General features: G+C 32.1%; 22 protein-coding genes. 1 reads left to right on the top strand and 21 read right to left on the bottom strand.

What is annotated here, in order from left to right; genetic code table 11:
- Positions 1-121: 121 nt before the first annotated feature.
- From K7J14_RS14720 to K7J14_RS14820, 21 genes are all read right to left on the bottom strand, one after another.
- A complete protein-coding gene (locus K7J14_RS14720; protein WP_230758120.1) occupies positions 122-592 on the bottom strand; it encodes a hypothetical protein in 471 nt (156 codons plus the stop codon).
- A gap of 259 nt (positions 593-851) precedes the next feature.
- On the bottom strand, positions 852-1,901 hold the full coding sequence (locus K7J14_RS14725; protein ID WP_230758125.1) for a hypothetical protein: 1,050 nt from the start codon (positions 1,899-1,901) through the stop codon (positions 852-854).
- 1,795 nt (positions 1,902-3,696) lie between these two features.
- Entirely contained in the window at positions 3,697-4,353 is a 657-nt protein-coding gene (locus tag K7J14_RS14730) for an L-2-amino-thiazoline-4-carboxylic acid hydrolase (RefSeq protein ID WP_230758127.1), read from the bottom strand.
- Positions 4,354-4,485: 132 nt separating this feature from the next.
- A complete protein-coding gene (locus K7J14_RS14735; RefSeq protein ID WP_230758099.1) occupies positions 4,486-4,773 on the bottom strand; it encodes a hypothetical protein in 288 nt (95 codons plus the stop codon).
- Between the two features lie 41 nt (positions 4,774-4,814).
- A complete protein-coding gene (locus K7J14_RS14740) occupies positions 4,815-5,402 on the bottom strand; it encodes a hypothetical protein (RefSeq protein WP_230758129.1) in 588 nt (195 codons plus the stop codon).
- A 929-nt stretch (positions 5,403-6,331) separates the two neighbouring features.
- Entirely contained in the window at positions 6,332-6,868 is a 537-nt protein-coding gene (locus K7J14_RS14745; protein WP_230758132.1) for a GNAT family N-acetyltransferase, read from the bottom strand.
- A gap of 266 nt (positions 6,869-7,134) precedes the next feature.
- On the bottom strand, positions 7,135-7,545 hold the full coding sequence (locus K7J14_RS14750; protein ID WP_230758135.1) for a hypothetical protein: 411 nt from the start codon (positions 7,543-7,545) through the stop codon (positions 7,135-7,137).
- A 7-nt stretch (positions 7,546-7,552) separates the two neighbouring features.
- The gene (locus tag K7J14_RS14755; RefSeq protein WP_230752762.1) at positions 7,553-8,713 is read right to left on the bottom strand and encodes an IS4 family transposase; all 1,161 of its coding nucleotides are present in this window, start codon (positions 8,711-8,713) and stop codon (positions 7,553-7,555) included.
- 47 nt (positions 8,714-8,760) lie between these two features.
- Entirely contained in the window at positions 8,761-9,300 is a 540-nt protein-coding gene (locus K7J14_RS14760) for a hypothetical protein (RefSeq protein WP_230758137.1), read from the bottom strand.
- Positions 9,301-10,199: 899 nt separating this feature from the next.
- Entirely contained in the window at positions 10,200-10,892 is a 693-nt protein-coding gene (locus tag K7J14_RS14765) for a hypothetical protein (protein ID WP_230758114.1), read from the bottom strand.
- Between the two features lie 304 nt (positions 10,893-11,196).
- Complete coding sequence (locus K7J14_RS14770) at positions 11,197-12,267, bottom strand: IS91 family transposase (RefSeq protein WP_456243442.1); 1,071 nt, start codon at positions 12,265-12,267, stop codon at positions 11,197-11,199.
- Positions 12,268-12,463: 196 nt separating this feature from the next.
- A complete protein-coding gene (locus K7J14_RS14775; protein ID WP_230758145.1) occupies positions 12,464-12,790 on the bottom strand; it encodes a type II toxin-antitoxin system RelE family toxin in 327 nt (108 codons plus the stop codon).
- Positions 12,791-12,793: 3 nt separating this feature from the next.
- Positions 12,794-13,063, bottom strand: coding sequence for a type II toxin-antitoxin system Phd/YefM family antitoxin (locus tag K7J14_RS14780; RefSeq protein ID WP_230758151.1), 270 nt, complete (start codon positions 13,061-13,063; stop codon positions 12,794-12,796).
- Between the two features lie 254 nt (positions 13,064-13,317).
- Entirely contained in the window at positions 13,318-13,644 is a 327-nt protein-coding gene (locus tag K7J14_RS14785; protein ID WP_230758145.1) for a type II toxin-antitoxin system RelE family toxin, read from the bottom strand.
- A gap of 3 nt (positions 13,645-13,647) precedes the next feature.
- Entirely contained in the window at positions 13,648-13,917 is a 270-nt protein-coding gene (locus K7J14_RS14790) for a type II toxin-antitoxin system Phd/YefM family antitoxin (RefSeq protein ID WP_230758151.1), read from the bottom strand.
- Between the two features lie 745 nt (positions 13,918-14,662).
- Positions 14,663-15,529: an NmrA family NAD(P)-binding protein gene (locus K7J14_RS14795; RefSeq protein WP_230758157.1), complete on the bottom strand. Its 867-nt coding sequence runs from the start codon at positions 15,527-15,529 to the stop codon at positions 14,663-14,665.
- A gap of 147 nt (positions 15,530-15,676) precedes the next feature.
- On the bottom strand, positions 15,677-16,414 hold the full coding sequence (locus tag K7J14_RS14800) for an AAC(3) family N-acetyltransferase (RefSeq protein WP_230758159.1): 738 nt from the start codon (positions 16,412-16,414) through the stop codon (positions 15,677-15,679).
- Positions 16,415-16,564: 150 nt separating this feature from the next.
- Positions 16,565-16,987, bottom strand: coding sequence for a type II toxin-antitoxin system VapC family toxin (locus K7J14_RS14805; RefSeq protein WP_230758162.1), 423 nt, complete (start codon positions 16,985-16,987; stop codon positions 16,565-16,567).
- Positions 16,980-17,219: a DUF6364 family protein gene (locus K7J14_RS14810; RefSeq protein ID WP_230758168.1), complete on the bottom strand. Its 240-nt coding sequence runs from the start codon at positions 17,217-17,219 to the stop codon at positions 16,980-16,982. Before K7J14_RS14810 ends, K7J14_RS14805 begins: the two co-directional genes overlap by 8 nt.
- A gap of 243 nt (positions 17,220-17,462) precedes the next feature.
- Positions 17,463-18,056: a PDDEXK family nuclease gene (locus tag K7J14_RS14815; RefSeq protein WP_230758174.1), complete on the bottom strand. Its 594-nt coding sequence runs from the start codon at positions 18,054-18,056 to the stop codon at positions 17,463-17,465.
- Complete coding sequence (locus tag K7J14_RS14820) at positions 18,037-18,288, bottom strand: helix-turn-helix domain-containing protein (protein WP_230758177.1); 252 nt, start codon at positions 18,286-18,288, stop codon at positions 18,037-18,039. The genes K7J14_RS14815 and K7J14_RS14820 overlap by 20 nt, the downstream gene beginning before the upstream one ends.
- 100 nt (positions 18,289-18,388) lie before the next feature.
- Here K7J14_RS14820 and K7J14_RS14825 point away from each other — a divergent pair, with 100 nt between their 5' ends.
- Positions 18,389-19,594 carry a DNA-methyltransferase gene (locus tag K7J14_RS14825; RefSeq protein WP_230758179.1) on the top strand — a complete coding sequence of 402 codons (1,206 nt, stop codon included), beginning with the start codon at positions 18,389-18,391 and terminating at the stop codon, positions 19,592-19,594.
- Positions 19,595-19,790: the final 196 nt, after the last annotated feature.

A 19,790-nucleotide genomic window follows, 5' to 3' on the forward strand; every position in this document is an offset into this window, starting at 1 on the left:
CGAGGCGTAATGGCGCGATTCTTGCCGAGGAGCGTAGCGACGACAAGCAAGAATCGTGACATAGCCGAGTCAGGTTGAAGCAGTTGTTAGGTGAAATTTCTTTAATAAATACTAAATCAATCTATTGCATTTTACAAACTGTAAAAACTATATCATCAAAATTATTATCATCAATAATATCATTGCAATAATAACGTTTCCCGTTCTGAATATTTTCTGAATACATACATGCGCCATTATGCCAATATTGTTGAACCTCATTAATTATACACACATTGTAATATGTAATAAAACCATTTTTAATTGCTTTTACAGAGAAGGAAAATGGTAATTTCGATTTTATTTTATTTCTTTTTTTAGGTTCAACAGAAAAAGATTCTAATACTAAAGGTCTTCTTGTAATTTCTCCAAATACTTCGAGTTCTTCGTGAAAACCAACACCTTGGATATATTTTGAATTTGTTGATTCGATAGTTATATTTATTATCTCATTTTTAACAACTTGAATTCTATCAATCATTAATAATAACTTATCATTATATTGTACTGGTTTACCTTTTGATTCTTTAAACAATTCCTCATAAATACTCATTTTCTATATCACCTTTATTAAGCATGTAAATTAACTATTAATTATTTGTTACAATATGTTTTATTATTTAATTACGATCTGTATGTATATTTTGTTTATAAAATAATTAATAAATTTAAGAAACTAAAAATATAATATATCTTCTGCGCCGAAGGCGTCCACCTAACATTTGCTTAACCTGTATTTTCGCGCCCGAAGGGCTTGGCGCATTTTGTGCGTCAGGAGCGTAGCGACAGCACAAAATGTGACAAAGAAAATATCAGGTTGAAGCAGTTGTTAGAACTCTTCTACATATTTTATAGATTTCAGAATCTCTTTTTTTTATTTCTTCCATTGATTTATTAATTAGTTTTACAATTTCATTAAACTTTGTATTCTTTGTAAAATATTCATTTGAATATTGGTACATAAATGTTGGGCTATCTTTTAGACTATCGTATGTACAGAATTCTTTTTTTTGTTTTGACTTCCAATTTGAGTCAAACCAAATATTTCTCTTCCTAAGTTCACATGCAATTTCTTCAGTTTTCCCTTTTTTTAACATAAATATTTTACGATAATACTTATCTTCAATTTGAATTCCTATTATATAAAAATCATTTTCCCAGAAAATATCTACAATTGGATGATTATGAGAAAAACCAAAAGTTGGTTTAAATGTATATCCACAATTTAACAATTCATTTATATTGATGTTCCGTGTAATATATTCCAACAAACAACTTGCACCATATTTTATAAATACATCGTGCATTCTGAGCTCTTGTAATGGAGCCAATAAACCTGGATTACTCCAGTTAAAATTATAAACTTCTTTAATGATGTTCTCTGAAATGATATCAATCAACAATTGAACCATTTTAATGTAATCTTCAAAAAGAAGTTTATGATATTCATTAGTGATATTCAGTTTAGAAAAGTCTTTAATTAATTTGGAATAATCTTTAACTTTCCATTTACTCATATCAAAATAGAATTTCTGTGGTAACAAGGTTAGTAATAAATAGACGTCAGCCTTTTTATTTTCAATTTTTCGAGCCTGTTTATCACCTAATATATCTTTTACTTTATTTTCAATGATAAATATTTTACCATTTGCTTTTATTCGTAAATCAATATTATCCTTTTCACGTTCAACAATTAATTCTGTTTTTAATTTCTCTTTGAACAAAATAGTAAATACTTGGCTATTCAAATTATCTTCTTCAGTTTCTAAAGCCCATGAAATGAAATTTGTATGAAATAATTCCTTAGAAGAAAGTGAAACCCTGAACAATGGAGATCTCTTTATCTGTTCATATTTATCCATCTTTTTTCCTCTTGCGCCGAAGGCGTCGTTCTAACATTTATTTAACCTGCATTGCGTACATTGGCGCACTTTTTGCCGAGCGAAGCGACTAGCAAAAAGTGTGACAATAGCAATGTCAGGTTGAAATAGTTGTTATCCAATTTCTGGTTTCAGTTCTGCTGTAGCTTCGTTTTCAACTAATTTGTGTACTAAGCTTTTTACTTTTACAAACGTTACCAACGTCTTAAATTTTATTCCGTAACAAAAATATTTCCTACAGAAAGCTCCGTTTTGTTTTTTACTCTACAACAGCTTTGTACTAAACATTTTTTTTACCTTTTCTTTTTCTTTTCTTCTATTATAAAAGACCAAATCCAGTCCAATTATCTTGATTCGTTTCTGCAAAACATCAAGATCCTATTGTATAAAACTATAGACTGATAACCAGTAACTGAATCAGTTTTCTTATTTTGATTTGTTTCATACAAGCCACTGTAAGGTTATTTCTCGAAAACAATTGTGCAGGATTCTCATTTTACTGCTGAATAACCACAGTAATCTAAAAACCTTATATCCAGGATCTTTTCAATTCAAGATGTTAAAATCAAATGAAAAGCAACGTCCTACAGTCGCCTTTTATTCTTGGTAGTAGAAACGGAACACTGTTTTGCTGTTTTACTTTTAGTGTATCTTCGGCATTTGTCGCGAGAACTTGCACCGTATTCCAAATTATATTTCGAGATTTATTAGCGTTCTTAGTTCTTCCATCCTCGCCCGCCGAAGGCGTGGGGATAACATTTGCTTAACCTGCGTTTTGCTTGGCGCGGTTTTTGCCGAGCGCAGCGAAGTGCAAAAATCCGTGACAAGCAAATAAGTCAGGTTGAAGCAGTTGTTAGTTTTTTCTTAATCAATACTAGTTATGTGTAGAAATGTCTTAAACAAGTTAACTGGTTTAATTTCTTTTATACATTTCCATTTTGTGTAGATGCATTTTTATCAGAACAACTGGTCTAATTATATTTAACAATATTAATTCTTTCTCTTAATCATGTTTATTATGTGTAGAAGAGGTCTCATCAGATTAACTGGTTCAAGTCCCTTTTAAATCATTTCTAATTATGTGTCGAACTGTTACAGCATTTTAATGTTCTTCTGTCCTCGGGCGCCGAAGGCGTCAAACTAACATTTGCTTAACCTGCGTTTTGTTTGGCGCGGTTTTTGCCGAGCGTAGCGAAGTGCAAAAATCCGTGACAAGCAAATAAGTCAGGTTGAAGCAGTTGTTAGATCGCCAACTGTTTAACAATTCAGTTTATAACCAACTACATCAATGTTAGAAAACGATTTGCAGTACCATTAAAAACCCGAAGGCTGAATCCTTATGACTTGTTATAATGTGAAGACTGAGGCAACTCTTCTGCATATCGTTTTCTAACATCTGTTCCTGCAAGTTTTAGCACAAGTGGTATGAAGTCAACTTCATCAACGAAAGAAAAAGTTTTAATCACGATAACACTTTCAGTAATAAACTAGGTGCAAACTGAATTACCGTTTTTCAGAGTGCCATCATCTGTTGAACTTTTTCTTAAGTCTATTTTCAGTGACAGTTTACTTCAGTTATACACAATCTTCTTCCAAATCTATTTCTTTTTCTTCTATTAATAAGTGTAGATTGGTCGAACTAACATTTGCTTAACCTGCAACGCGTCAATTGGCGCAAAACTTGCCGAGCGTAGCGACCAGCAAGTTTTGTGACAATAGCGTTGACAGGTTGAAGCAGTTGTTGGACGTCTTTTTATTTAATTAATATCATTAGAACTTATTTTCTTGAAATAAAACCTTTTTCTGGTGACCACTCACATATTCCATTAATAAAAAACTTGTTATTACACAATTCATCGCCATCACCTAGTGTTTTATCACGCAAAAAACCACTTCCTAAATAATGAGATGTTAAATAATCTAATCTGCAAAGAGATGGTAACATTTCTTCTGTATTAAATAATTTACATAATTTTTTTATTCCACATTCATATGTATTTAAATAGAATTCATTTTCATTTACTTTTTTGTACTCAATCTTCCAATCATATTCTGGTAGCTTATTTTCAATAGATTTTTTGGTATGACTTTCAGCTTTCTTTAACATTCCGCCAATATATGCTTTTTTTACCAGCCATAAACAATTCTTTGGGATAATCTTTAATGAGTTCTCGCTTGCTCTCCAAATCCATATATTAGCTTCATCTTTTTGCATTCCTAATTCTAAAAATGATTTATACCATGCAATATAAATTACACCCATTATATAACTTGATCTAAATATACTGTCACCAATTTCGGGAACATTAGGAACTATCAGCTTTAATTGATATTTAATCTGCTTCTTCAGATCGCTATAATATTTTGTTCCTTTCTCATTTATTATGTCTTTTTTACTCAAAAACAACAAAAATGCACTCATTCCATAGATCATTTTTTTCTCCATTTTTGCACCGCGACAGCGGTGTCCGTCCAACATTTGCTTAACCTGTATTTTCGTGCCCGCAGGGCTTGGCGTAAAACTTGCCGAGCGAAGCGACAAGCAAGTTTTATGACAAAGAAAATATCAGGTTGAAGCAGTTGTTAGGTTTTTTTCTTTTCTCGCTTGCAAGCATTTGTCCCACATATGAGATCTGATGTCTGATTCTGCCATTTCCATTAAGTGCGCATAAGCATAAATTCCATTATCAAACAAATAGTATTCGTTGGTTTCAAAACTTACGCTATAAACATAACCATTTGCTCGTTTTCCATCTTTAAATGCTTTTACAATAAAACCATTTTCATCACGAAACACATTAATTTCATAGCTCATTCCATCAACTTCCACATTTTTTGTTTCAATCTTTTCCATAATTTATCTCCTATAATATTTTTATAACTTACTTAAGTAAATTATTGCTGTAACACACGTAGTATCTTAAATGAATAAGAAAACATTGTAGAAAAATCTACAAGTGAGAAAACTATTATAAATACAATAAATAAAGTGTATAACAAATTTATGATTTTACTTTTTGATTTATTATTAAGCCTGTCAACTAGCTTCATAGTAAAACGACACCAAATAACAGAATAAACAAACATCATTATTCCAATGTGTTCTTTTTTTATTGTAGAAACTGCATACAAAATAATGATTATATTTGATATATAAACGATTAGGTTAAAAAACAAATAGACAATTTGTTCCTTTTCATCAGTAATTAGTGCAAGTGTGTAAATAGTTTCTTTATCCATTATTAGCCAAATAACAACCGATAATAAAATAAAACAATAACCTAAAATAATCATGATTATTGTTTGTTGTGACATACTTTGTATGAATGTCCCTACTGAAATCAGTATGCCAAATGCTGTTAATCGATTAATATTCTTGTCTATCCAGTTTTGAATAAAAAAAGTACCAGATGGGTTTTTATCATCGCGGTTTTGTGAATTTGCTATCTTTTCAATAATAGACTTTGTAAAATTACTAAACATTTTTCCCTCTTTTCTGCGCCCGCAGGGTCAACCTAACATTTGCTTAACCTGTATTTTCGCGCCCGAAGGGCTTGGCGCATTTTGTGCGTAAGGAGCGCAGCGACAGCACAAAATGTGACAAAGAAAATATCAGGTTGAAGCAGTTGTTAGTTTATTTTTTTGTCCGTATTACTGATGTAATAATAATCAGTATTCCTGCTGCGAAAGAAAAATAACTTACTGGTTCTCCGATATTGAGAAAACCTATTAATAGTTGTAAAACACCTAACAGAATCGTACTACTTGATTGTGTTTTATTTATTTGACCCATTTTCAATTCTTTACCTACAAAATAAATAAACAACATTATCGTGATTACAAATAAACTAAAATGAACAGAATTCATTTTTACTTCTTATTTAAAATCCAATTTTTCTTAAAAATGCTTTAGTTACTGATAAGGTTCCAAATAATTCTTTATCCAAAGATTACATTATTTTTTCTTCAATAAAATATTCCAATCTTTTTAATAATCATTATGTGTAGAAGGGTTTTATGCACGTAAAATTTTTTAATCATTTTTCTTTATTTTTTAATTTACTCAAAGCACTAAGGATTCTTTATTACAAGAGCTAGTCCGATCAATTGTTGACAGTTTATTTTACTCAATTTTATTGTCTTTATTTTTTGTAGCTTCATTCTTACTAAGACAAAAACAATCCTATTAATCAATTCCATTAATGTGTCGAACTGTTATAAGCATTAATTAAATTCATGTAATTTCAAAAAAAAGAAGCCTTGTTACAGCATTTTACAATACATTTTTCTTCGCGCGCCGAAGGCGTCAAACTAACATTTGCTTAACCTGCGTTTTGTTTGGCGCGGTTTTTGCCGAGCGTAGCGAAGTGCAAAAATCCGTGACAAGCAAATAAGTCAGGTTGAAGCAGTTGTTAGGCGAATTCTTTTTCAAGAGACACTTCATATTCAACTTCGTCTAATTCAACATTACTCATATTAATACTTTTAAATTCTTTAACAATTATTCCATTTAAACTCTCTGGAATTTTCCTACTAGAAATATTTCTTTTATCAACTGGATAGCGAGCTTTATTCCATTTATTCTGTTTAACAGCCCAATTAACAATTCCTTTAATTGTTTCTTGCCCATATTTATTCCCAAAAGACTCTTTTTTAATCCATATTCCTAATTCTGGAATTTCACTTGTTAAATCATGTAATCCAGCACATCCAATAAATTCATGAGTGTCTTTTTTTGTTATAATAACTTGATAATTTGTTCCTTTCTTCATTTCTAATATAGAGTTGCTCAAAAAATCTATTGTTTCACTAATATCATTTGCAGGTTTCGGATACATATATTTTGTGGTTTCACTATTAAAGTTTTTAAATATTTCATTTGCAAATTTTAGATCAGCAGGCACTAATAATAATCTTTCTGTCTCAATAACTTCTAATGTAAGATCCATATAAATTCCTTCTTGTTAAAGTCATTAAAGAAACAATTATACAAAACATTATGTTTTGAAATTCTGTGGTTATTAAGTCTAAAAAATTTTAAGTAATTCAAATCACTTTTTGGGTATTCTTTATCTTCGCCGCCGAAGGCGTGCGCCTAACATTTGCTTAACCTGTAATTCCGGCCCGAAGGGATTGGCGTGAAAATTGCACCAAAGGAGCGTAGCGACGACTTGCAATTTTCATGACAAAAGGAATTATCAGGTTGAAGCAGTTGTTAGAACAAAATTCTTTTATCTATATGGTGTCTATTACAAGTTATACAGAAATCAACTTCTTCATAGGAATCAATATTATGCCAGAAATAATATCGACAGCTTCTGATTTGCTCTACACGTGCTAAACTAAATCCAACAAATCTTCTAACTCTTTTTAATAAATACTTCCCAATTTCAGGTTTATTAATATTTCTAAATACATATTTTATAACAACTGTTAAAATTTCATAATTCGTATAGAAAATTTGAACATATTGCATTGGGAAATACAATATTATATAAACAACAGGTAATAATAAACCAACCAGTGAATTATAATTTACTATCTCATCTGGATTATTGATAAACGAAACAAGTAAATAAGCAATCAATCCTATGGTAAATAGCATTCTTATTTCACTGCTGTCCAAGATAATTTCATAGACAAAACTCAAATTGCATACAACTGACATCTGGAGCGTGAACAGAAACTGGCGGCGACGACCCGGCAAACCAAAGGTTCAAATCAATACGTTGGAATAATGAAACAGAGATTTCCGAAATAAAATGTGTGAAGCATTTCGTTATACTGCCTGTCGATTTTTTGAGCATTATATACAAAAGGTAAACGATCATAGCAATCCAAATCTGCGTTTTTACCGCATTCTCAGAGGTTCCATAAAAACGTTTTATTTTCAGGTTTTGCTTAATAGTTTTGAAAAAGAGTTCTATGTGCCAACGCTTTCGGTATATTTCAGCAACCTTTTCCGCGCTGCAGCTTATCATGTTCGTAAGTAAAATAATTGCGCTTCCAGTCTCATTATCAACGGTCCGAATACGCCTGAGTTCATTTGGGCATTTGCTTTTTGCAACCTGGCCGGTAAACTGAATGATATGGTCGCTCGATATCTTTGTGGTATGCGTTTTTCTTCGTTTAATTACTTTGTAGGAGGCATTATCTTTAAGTCTGGTAACGAAATAGACACCGTTATCACAAAAATCAGAAAACTGAGCGTAGTTATTGTATCCCTTATCAAAGGTAACAATATCGCCTTTCTTAAGATTCATTTTTCCAAGCGTATTGTTCTCATGCTCTTCTGCATTAGTAATGAACAAATATTCCGGAACTGATTCGCCAACGTCATATTTCACATGGATCTTAACACCGCTTTTTGTCGATCTGAATTTCGCCCATGGGAAATCATTCAGAGAAAATCCGATTGTGGTTGCATCTACGGCATACAGTTTCTTTTCCGTCAACTTACGTGCGCCGCGCTCAAGCGTTGAAAATAATTGATAATACAAGGACTCGAAAAACTCGGAGCCGTGATTTTTATTTGCGTATGAAATCGTTGATCGTTTTATTTCTTTGTTCAGGCCGAGATGGTAAAAAGATTTTTTTTGGCAATTCATTGCATTTTGAATACTACGCAGGCCGTTTTGTCTAGTTATTTGCGCAAAGGCCATGACAACGAATTGATCCCATGTATTGAAATCTTTTCGGAATTTGTCTGATTCCATCGTTTTGCACAGTTTATCAAATTCAGGTCTCTTAACTTGTGATAGAAGCTGTCCAAAAAGTGTGTTATAGTTATTCATACCCGATTTCCTTTTGTGGTAAAGGTTTGTGTGGTAACAAAACTGTATCACGGAAATCGGGTTTTTAAAATAGTTCTATTTATCTTGGACAGCAGTGTTCTTATTTTATTAATTATTGGCATAAGCAATTCGGCATCTTTATGTTTTTTAGCCACATCATAAAATATGAATACAAATAAACTTATTGGTACAATGATTATTTCTATAATGACAGGAAATACATAAGTGTTTGCCAATAATTCAATAAACACTAAAAAGGTAATATTATCTTTTAATCTAGATACTATACTAAAATCTTTAATTTTATTAGTTATTATTTTTTGAGTAAAATACAATCCGCTAATACAGAACCATAATATTGAATCCTTTATCAACCCAATATTTAAGTGATAAATTTTATTTACTCCATATAAAATTATTCCAAAATAGATTATTGAAATAATAATGTATGCTTGTATTTGCCTTGAGAAGAAATTTTTAACAACTTTACCAAATGATTTACGAACATCTTTTATCGTAAACGCGTAAATCATAAAAGATAAAAGCCAAAAGACTAAGGCTATTTCTCTATTTGATAATATATTCATTTTATTTTGTCGCGCCGAAGGCGTCGTTCTAACATTTATTTAACCTGCATTGCGTACATTGGCGCACTTTTTGCCGAGCGAAGCGACTAGCAAAAAGTGTGACAATAGCAATGTCAGGTTGAAATAGTTGTTATCCAATTTTTGGTTTCAGTTCTGCTGTAGCTTCGTTTCCAACTAATTTGTGTACTAAGCTTTTTACTTTTACAAACGTTACCAACGTCTTAAATTTTAATACGCAACAAAAATATTTCCTACAGAAAGCTCCGTTATGTTTTTATTCTACAGCAGCTTTATACAAAACATTTTTCTTATTTTTATCTCTTTTCTTCTATTATATAAGACCAAATCCAGTCCAATTATCTTGATTCGTTTCTGCAAAACATCAAGATCCTATTGTATAAAACAATAGAATGATAACCAGTAACTGAATCAGTTACTTATTTTTGATTTGCTTCATACAAGCCACTGTAAGGTTATTTCTCGAAACCAATTGTGCAGGATTCTCATTTTACTGCTGAATAACCACAGTAATCTAAAAACCTTATATCCAGGATCTTTTCAATTCAAGATGTTAAAATCAATTGAAAAGCAACGTCCTACAGTCGCCTTAAATTCTTGGAAGTGAAAACGGAACACTGCTTTGCTGTTTTATTTTTAATGGATCTTCAGCATTTGTCGCGAGAGCTTGCACAGTAATCCAAATTATAATTCGAGATTTATAAGCGTTTTTAGTTCTTCTATCCTCGCCCGCCGAAGGCGTGGGGATAACATTTGCTTAACCTGTAATTCCGGCCCGAAGGGATTGGCGTGAAAATTGCACTAAAGGAGCGTAGCGACGACTGCAATTTTCATGACAAAAGGAATTATCAGGTTGAAGCAGTTGTTAGATAATTTTTTTCTTACCAAACTTCAATTAATTGTTTCAAATAATCTTTATCAAAAGATACGGAAGAGAATATCTGCTCATATTTACTATCAGCAGTCAAATCTCCAGGCGGATTACCAAGAGTATCAAAAAGCAATCTATATCTTGGTAAATCATTCTCATTTATTTCAAAGTATTTTTTAATATTTTGTGGAACTGATGTGAAATCGTAAGCTTCGCTATTTATTACTGCAGAATTATATTTTTTAATTTTCAATATTTTATAGTAGTTATGATTTGATGTTGTTTCAAAATCCCAAGTATTATTTCCCAATTTAACTGCCTTTATTTTTAAACTAATTAGCAATTTCTTATTTTCAATTTTCCAATCACCAAAAATATATTGGATATCATTTAATCCAGCATGATCTTTGTAAACCCTGAACATTCTATTTGGATAAAAAGTAATTGAAATTCCTAATCCACTATTTTCTATATACTGATTATTATAAGTATCAACAAACCAAGAACCAATATTGTTTATTTCATCACTGGTTAATTTATATTTTTTAATAAAATAGAAACTATTATTAACACTCTTAAAATTAGTATCTACAGATTCAAATATACCTTCGTCTATAAATGATTGATATTGATTTTTTTTATTACAACTAACAAGAAATGCACTTATCATACATACAATTAATACTACAGTTATTTTCTTCATTTTTCCCCGCCCGCCGGAGGCGTGTATCTAACATTTGCTTAACCTGCATTGCGAAGCAATGTCAGGTTGAAGCAGTTGTTAGTCGCTTCTCTCTTATTGCATTTCAAATGATTTGATTTGGAAGATTTTACAGGTTTCTTTCTATTATTTGCTGCTTTTAATACTTATACTCATCATCTTTTGTACTAGTTTCTTTTTTTATTATATCTCTTTCACATTTATTTCTTTCATTTCTCTTTTTTGGACATATCTTTACCAGGTCTTTTACTATCTTGGAGTCGCTATACTCTTACACCCATTCTCTTTACGTTTCAGGAAGCTTTATCTTACACAATATTTCATGTGCAGGAACTTCTTCATACGGTTCCAAGGTCATAATGATTTCCATTGCCGCATGACATATAGGACAATGATCTACACATTCCGCTTCTTCCATCTCTATTTCCATCGGAAATATTTTCTGCAGTTTTTCTAACTTATCGCTGTATTGGTTTGAGTATAATCCATAATTCCGTACTGTTACAGTATGAGGGACAGGTATGTGATTCATGTATCGAGATACAAACAGTTCCTTATCCAACTCAATTCGCGTCTCTTTCCCTGCATGACGTTCAATATAACTAAATGTTCCTTTCTCTTCGTTTTCCACCAATTCTTGATTAAGGTTTATCACTACACCCTTAGCGGCGTGTGCTAAATATCCTATTATCTTTTGTACATTTCCCTGATAATATGTTGCGTATACATTCCATTCGCGATCATTAATATCCTTCTGTTCAGGAATATCTTGTATATGTTTTCTCTGTAATTCTTTAACAAGATATTCTTTTATCACATCAGTAATTCGCGTATATGATATCGTTCCTAACGGCATCCAGTCACCGTTACCAGTCAGTCCACCATCAGATAACACGCAATGTATATGCGGTTTATAAGACATCCCCTTTCCATGTGTTTGAAATACCGCTATACATCCAGGGGTTATTCCATAATATTTCGATATGTTATTTATTGCACGCTTTACACATTCGAAAAAAGCGTTCATGAAATCTTTCTTATTTCTGAGCCACACGCCAGTGAAAACCTGTGGAATTGATATGACTAAATGAAAGTGATTAACATTTAATACAGATGTTAATACCTTATCCTCCCATCTTTTCTGGTTCGCTTTATAACAGATAGGACAACCACGTTGGTTACAGGAATTATATACAGTTGCGATTGTTCCACATTTTGTGCATTGCACAACTCGGCCGCCATACCGGGTTGTTTTACACTCCCTCATATTCTGAAGAGAGCGTTTTTGTTTCGCATCAAGCTTAAAGGATCTTTTAAGCGCAACAGAGCATATCTGCTCGAGTATACGGTTCTTCATGCATAGCTTGTATGCACAAATTCCTTTTCCTGCCTAACATATTCTTTCTTTTCCTCGGCGCCGTAGGCGTCCGACTAACATTTGCTTAACCTGCAATTCCGGCCCGTAGGGATTGGCGCACTTTTTGCCGCGAAGCGAAAGCAAAAAGTGTGACAAAAGGAATTGTCAGGTTGAAGCAGTTGTTCTACGTCTTCTCTTATTTACGTTTATTCAAATCTTCTTTTAATCGTTTTCCAATTGTCCTATAAATTTCTTCTTTTTCTCTTTTTCCAATTCCCCAAATTTCTATAACTTCTATTTTTTCTGGTGTTATCATGCGATAAACAATTCTGAACTTTTTACCATGGACATATATTTTATAGAAACCAGTCAAATCAATATTAAACTTATGCCCAAGCTTTTCACCAAGAAATGGATTTTTTTTTAATTCCTCAATTTTAGTTTCTATACTTTTTTTTACACTTCCATCTAGTTCTTTATAGTCCTTTGCAGCCTCAGGAATAAAAACAATTTTATACATCATTTTTTATTCCTTGATTTTTTCCCATTCTATTGAGTTATTAACATCATAATTCTTTATTCTCGTATTAATCATATTATTGATTTCGTAATACTCAAACATTTCTTCCAGGTTTGTTAAGTATTCATATTCTGAAAAGGGAACCATTACTGCTTCCATATTATTATTCTTTAGTATGTATACAGCTTCACCAGTTTCAGATAATTCTCTTATAGTTTGAGTAAGTTCTTTCTGTAACTTTGTAATTGGCATTATTCGATCTGTTTCTACTAACATATTCGTCCTCCTGCTTATATTATAATACATATTATTATACATAGCAACAGAAAGAGAATGATTATTATTTCTTTGTAATATATATATTTAATACTGGAATGTAAATTTTCTTTCCGCGCGCGCAGCGTCCGTAGAACATTTGCTTAACCTGCAATTCCGGCCCGTAGGGATTGGCGCACTTTTTGCCGCGAAGCGAAAGCAAAAAGTGTGACAAAAGGAATTGTCAGGTTGAAGCAGTTGTTCTACGTCTTCTCTTATTTACGTTTATTCAAATCTTCTTTTAATCGTTTTCCAATTGTCCTATAAATTTCTTCTTTTTCTCTTTTTCCAATTCCCCAAATTTCTATAACTTCTATTTTTTCTGGTGTTATCATGCGATAAACAATTCTGAACTTTTTACCATGGACATATATTTTATAGAAACCAGTCAAATCAATATTAAACTTATGCCCAAGCTTTTCACCAAGAAATGGATTTTTTTTTAATTCCTCAATTTTAGTTTCTATACTTTTTTTTACACTTCCATCTAGTTCTTTATAGTCCTTTGCAGCCTCAGGAATAAAAACAATTTTATACATCATTTTTTATTCCTTGATTTTTTCCCATTCTATTGAGTTATTAACATCATAATTCTTTATTCTCGTATTAATCATATTATTGATTTCGTAATACTCAAACATTTCTTCCAGGTTTGTTAAGTATTCATATTCTGAAAAGGGAACCATTACTGCTTCCATATTATTATTCTTTAGTATGTATACAGCTTCACCAGTTTCAGATAATTCTCTTATAGTTTGAGTAAGTTCTTTCTGTAACTTTGTAATTGGCATTATTCGATCTGTTTCTACTAACATATTCGTCCTCCTGCTTATATTATAATACATATTATTATACATAGCAACAGAAAGAGAATGATTATTATTTCTTTGTAATATATATATTTAATACTGGAATGTAAATTTTCTTTCCGCGCGCGCAGCGTCCGTAGAACATTTGCTTAACCTGCGTTTTGTTTGGCGCGGTTTTTGCCGAGCGTAGCGAAGAGCAAAAATCCGTGACAAGCAAATAAGTCAGGTTGAAGCAGTTGTTAGATCGCCAACTGTTAAACAATTCAGTTTATAACCAACTACATCAATGTTAGAAAACGATTTGCAGTACCATTAAAAACCCGAAGGCTGAATCCTTATGACTTGTTATAATGTGAAGACTGAGGCAACTCTTCTGCATATCGTTTTCTAACATCAGTTCCTGCAAGTTTTAGCACAAGTGGTATGAAGTCAACTTCATCAACGAAAGAAAAAGTTTTAATCACGATGACACTTTAAGTAATAAACTAGGTGCAAACTGTATAACCGTTTTTTAGAGTGTTATCATCTGTTGAACTTTTTCTTAAGTCTATTTTCAGCGACAGTTTACTTCAGTTATACACAATCTTCTTCCAAATCTATTTCTTTTTCTTCTATTAATAAGTGTAGATTGGTCGAACTAACATTTGCTTAACCTGTATTTTCGTGCCCGCAGGGCTTGGCGCATTTTGTGCGCCAGGAGCGTAGCGACAGCACAAAATGTGACAAAGAAAATATCAGGTTGAAGCAGTTGTTAGGTGAATTTCTTTATATTCATTCGAATAAACTCTTCAATTTTTTTTGGGTTTTCATTAAAAATATCATAAAATGTATTCACGATTTCAGGTTCAGGCTGTACTCTTGGTAGAAAATGCAAAACAAACATTACAAATATCATTCCTATTTCGTATTTCTCTTTTTTCTTCGCTATGAAATATTTCAATGGATTTACTGATCTATATTTTATTTCACCATTGGTTATTAGATTAATTAATTTTACAACTTCCGGAAAGTTTAAGTTTTGTGATCCAGAAATTGTTAACGCCTTATTCTGATACTTATTAAAATTTGAAGCACATTCAAGTACAATTCTCGATATATCACTAATATCAATCCAATTAAACTTCGCAGTCCCTGAAGGTAATGTTATTAATTTGCTATGTTGAATTTCAGGATATAACGTTGTTGTCAAGTTTTGCATAAAATAACTTGGACGAAGGAATATATAGTCAATTTTATTTTTTATTATTAATAACTCAATTTTCCTATGCGGAATAATTGTAGACGTTTCTGCTCCTTGTACAGATAATAGGATTATTTTGATATTTCCAATTTCTGCTATTCTAGTAATTAATGGTGCAATATATTTTTTAATATTTGATATTTGCGGTGGTCGCAATAGAAACATAATATCAATATTATCAAGAGCACTATCAAATGTACTAATATCATAGAAATCAAATTTTCTTAACTCAATGTCATTAAGTTCAGGGTAGTTTTTTTTAGTTTTTTCAATATCTCGAACTCCAGCAATTATATTACCAATAGTCCGATTCGCTTTGAATTGGTTAACAACTTCTAAGCCTATATTACCCGTTGCTCCAGTAATAAGTATATTCATTTCTAGTTTATTTCCTCGCCCGCCGAAGGCGTGAACCTAACATTTAGTTAACCTGCATTGCGTCATTGGCGCACTTTTTGCCGAGCGAAGCGACTGCAAAAAGTGTGACAATAGCAATGTCAGGTTGAACTAGTTGTTGGATGATCCTCACAGATCAATATCAAATAACTCACTAATATTATGTTTCAGTTCATTTTCATAAATAGCTATCACATCTTTAACTCTGAAAAACATACTATCCGCATTACCAATTTTACTTCGAGTTATCAATCCTTTATCTTCTGCAATTTTTTGTACTTTTAACCAACCTTTATGATATTTTGGCAGCATTTCTGTTGAGATGAAATAATCATTCTGATTATATATTTTATGAATTTCTTCATTCATTGGCATAAATAGTTTTGGCCAAACATCCTCTGGAATATTATTTTCCACATAATGCATCGCGGTTAATTTTCTAATATCAACACCAACTAATAATCCATAACCATTATCATTTACAAAATCCATTAAATCATTTACATATTGATTGGCATTTTTACCCCATGCTGCCATTCTGTGTTGTCCAGTTCCTATCACTGTTCCTGGCATTCTACAAAAAATGTCAGCAATAATTCCCATATCGGTTCTTTCATTATGGTTTTCATCCAACCATTTATTTTTAGTAACAATTTCTAATGATACATCATGCTCAGTTAAGGGCAAGCATTTTGATAATGGAAAAGCAGGCATAATTATATTGCCCTCAGCTGTTATCATACTTTTTAAATCAGTAATAATACTTTCGGGAGTACAGCTAGTTTCATTTATTGATCTCATTGACGAATGAAACTCAATCGACATACCTTTTGTAATTCCAGTACATACTAAATCATTTATAATCATGTTCTTTAATTCCTCGCGCGCCGAAGGCGTCCATCCAACATTTGCTTAACCTGCGTTTTGTTTGGCGCGGTTTTTGCCGAGCGTAGCGAAGTGCAAAAATCCGTGACAAGCAAATAAGTCAGGTTGAAGCAGTTGTTAGGAAAATTCCTATTATCTTTTTTTAATCATTTTTAAGTATTCGGCTGGTGTTTGTATAACGAGATCCTTTTCCTTATAGTCTTTTCCATTTCGTGTAAGAATAATCTTAATCTCGTTCTCTCTTGCAGTAAAGTATTGTAACCCATCCTCAAAATCACTAAATTTTGAGTTTAATGCAAGATCAACAATTTTTTCATCAACAGAAATCACTCCGATTATTATTCGTAGTTTTCTTAATAATTCCTTTGCTTTTTCTATTCCTAAAAGTTTCCTTAATATATAGAAGACATTTGCAAAAACCAAGGATGTAGTTATTAACTCAATTTGTTTTGTATCCCCCAGGGTAAAAACTTCAGCTGCAAAATCATAAAAAGGTTCACGTTTACACAACAAATCAAGAATAATATCAGAATCAATAAATACTTTTTTATTCATATTTATGTTCCAAATATTGTACATAGTCGATCTTATTAAGATCTTTCTCAGAAATTACACCGCTTAATTCTTCAACTAATGGGCTAAAATGTTTTATGGGTTCATTTTCAGAAATTAAATTTCTAAAATAATCCTCCACAAGTTTTGATAAACTACGATTATTAGTTTGAGCGTATTTTTTAACAGATTGGATCACTGATTGATCAAGTTTTAAGGTCAGCTTTGTTTCCATAAAACACCTCCATATACGTATAACAGTAATGCAATATATACGTATAGTAAAGCGATTTTATGCTATTTTTGTTAAATCATAACATTATAATGATTTCCTTCTTTTACGCGCCGAAGGCGTCGTCCTAACATTTGCTTAACCTGCGAGGCGTAATGGCGCGATTCTTGCCGAGGCGCAAAGCGCCGACAAGCAAGAATCGTGACATAGCCGAGTCAGGTTGAAGCAGTTGTTAGCAGATTTTTTTTAGACTAATGCTCGCCCATCTGTACCCTTATAAATTTGCGGTACAGACTCAGATATCGAATCATATTCAACTTCAATTACGGCTAGAACACCTTCAACAGGAAGACTTTTCCAAATAGGGAAATATGGTTCAATTTCTGCAAAATTTCCAATACGATCTGTTAAATGAAAATATAAATCTCTGGAAGGAACGACAAGCACTCCACCAATAAGTGATTTTGTAATAAGTCCTAAGGCCATCTTATTTAATGCTCTGTGACTTGAAGAAATATTCCCAGTTTCCCATTCAAATGCAAAATCACCATAATGATCAACCGATAGAACAGCATCAACTGGACCAGGAGATATTCTAGATCCAAGATCCATTTTTTTCTCAAGTTCCCAATCTCTATTTTTCAAATATGATACACATCGCTCTTTTATTGGCTTTACACCATTAGCATTTTTTCCAGGAAATATTGTAAATGTATCAGCGCCATCTGGCCATTTCACAGAATCAATAGCTTTATAAATTGTTGAAAAAATCAGCTCATATGCAGGAGAGTCAATAAAGTCCCCTTTTTTAATAAGGAATTCAGTTCTTAATGTTTTCATTCCAATCTCCCTCTACGTGATGAATTAGCTCAGAGGGAGTGATTTGAAGTGAATTAGCTATTCGGAAAATGGTTTTTAATGTTGGTTGCCGTAAACCTCGTTCAATTAAGGATATGTAAGTTCTGTCGAGTTCACATAAATCTGCTAGTTGTTCTTGAGACAGACCTTTTTGATTTCTTAATTGCCTAACTATTTTACCGAAAAGTAACTCATTACTCAATTTTTCCCTCATATAGTAGGGTAAAATCGATGTTACTATCAGTCCACGGACTATAGTCCGAATATACTAAGTATGTTATAATCATATTAAGTATGATATTTTTGGAGTTCCAATGATAACAACAAATACACTTTTTAAAACCCTTGGAATTAACAATAAAAACCTACTCTCTGTTGTAAATGCAACTGGAATTTCAAAAGAAACATTGAAATACTATAATGACTCAAAAAAGATACCGATTGGAAGAGATTTGGAAAAAATCTGTGATTTTTTCCAAATCTCACCAAATTATCTTAAACTACGACTTGGTTTTCTTGATAATTCAATACTCGATGTTTTATCATCAGAAACAGAATGCTTAAAAAAACTATTCCCTTACCAACCTTTTGTTCTTAATAAAGGATGCCCTACACCTAGTTTTCAAACAAAACTAGGAAAGCTCTATAAACAAGATTGTATTAGCTTTTTAAAAACAATCGAAGATAATTCATTTGATGTAATCTTTGCAGATCCTCCATTTAACCTTAATAAGCTTTATCCATCAAAGATGAATGATTCATTAAAAGAGGAAGAATACATAGCGTGGCAAGAGGAATGGGTTTATGAGTGTATTCGAGTTCTAAAACCTGGTGGATCTTTTTTTATTTGGAATTTACCACGCTGGAATACTTATCTAACTCCTTTATTAAATTCTCACTTAACCTTTAAACATTGGATTAGTGTTGATGTAAAATACTCATTACCAATACCAGGAAGACTTTATCCTTCACATTATTCATTGTTGTATTATATAAAAGGCGCTAAAGCTAATACATTTCACCCAGATAGATTACCAATGGAAATATGCCCGAACTGTCAAACGGATTTGCGGGATTATGGTGGATATAAAGATAAAATGAATCCACTTGGTGTTAATCTTTCAGATGTTTGGTATGACATCCCACCCGTACGCCATTCAAAGTATAAAAAACGAAAAGGTGCAAACGAACTATCATTGAAATTGCTGGATCGAATTATTGAGATGTCAAGCAATGAAGGTGATATAATTTTTGATCCTTTTGGTGGATCAGGAACAACTTATATTGTTGCTGAACTTAAAAATCGTTCATGGGTTGGAACAGAAATAGGACCTCTTGAAGATATTATTAATCGATTCTCTGTACTTGATGAAGAGAAAGAGTACTTACAAAATATACGTGCTAAATTGAATTGTCTATTTACTGAAAAGGATTTAAAAACAAGAGCAAAGCTTGGATTATGGACTCCTGAATCTGTTCGAAAGAAAAAAGAACTAGCAAATAGTTTATTTGATAATTAATCCTCGCGCGCCGAAGGCGTCCTGCTAACATTTATTTAACCTGCATTGCGTACATTGGCGCACTTTTTGCCGAGCGAAGCGACTAGCAAAAAGTGTGACAATAGCAATGTCAGGTTGAAATAGTTGTTATCCAATTTTTGGTTTCAGTTCTGCTGTAGCTTCGTTTTCAACTAATTTGTGTACTAATCTTTTTACT

The sequence above is a fragment of the Teretinema zuelzerae genome (genome assembly GCF_021021555.1).
Taxonomy (GTDB): domain Bacteria; phylum Spirochaetota; class Spirochaetia; order Treponematales; family Treponemataceae; genus Teretinema; species Teretinema zuelzerae.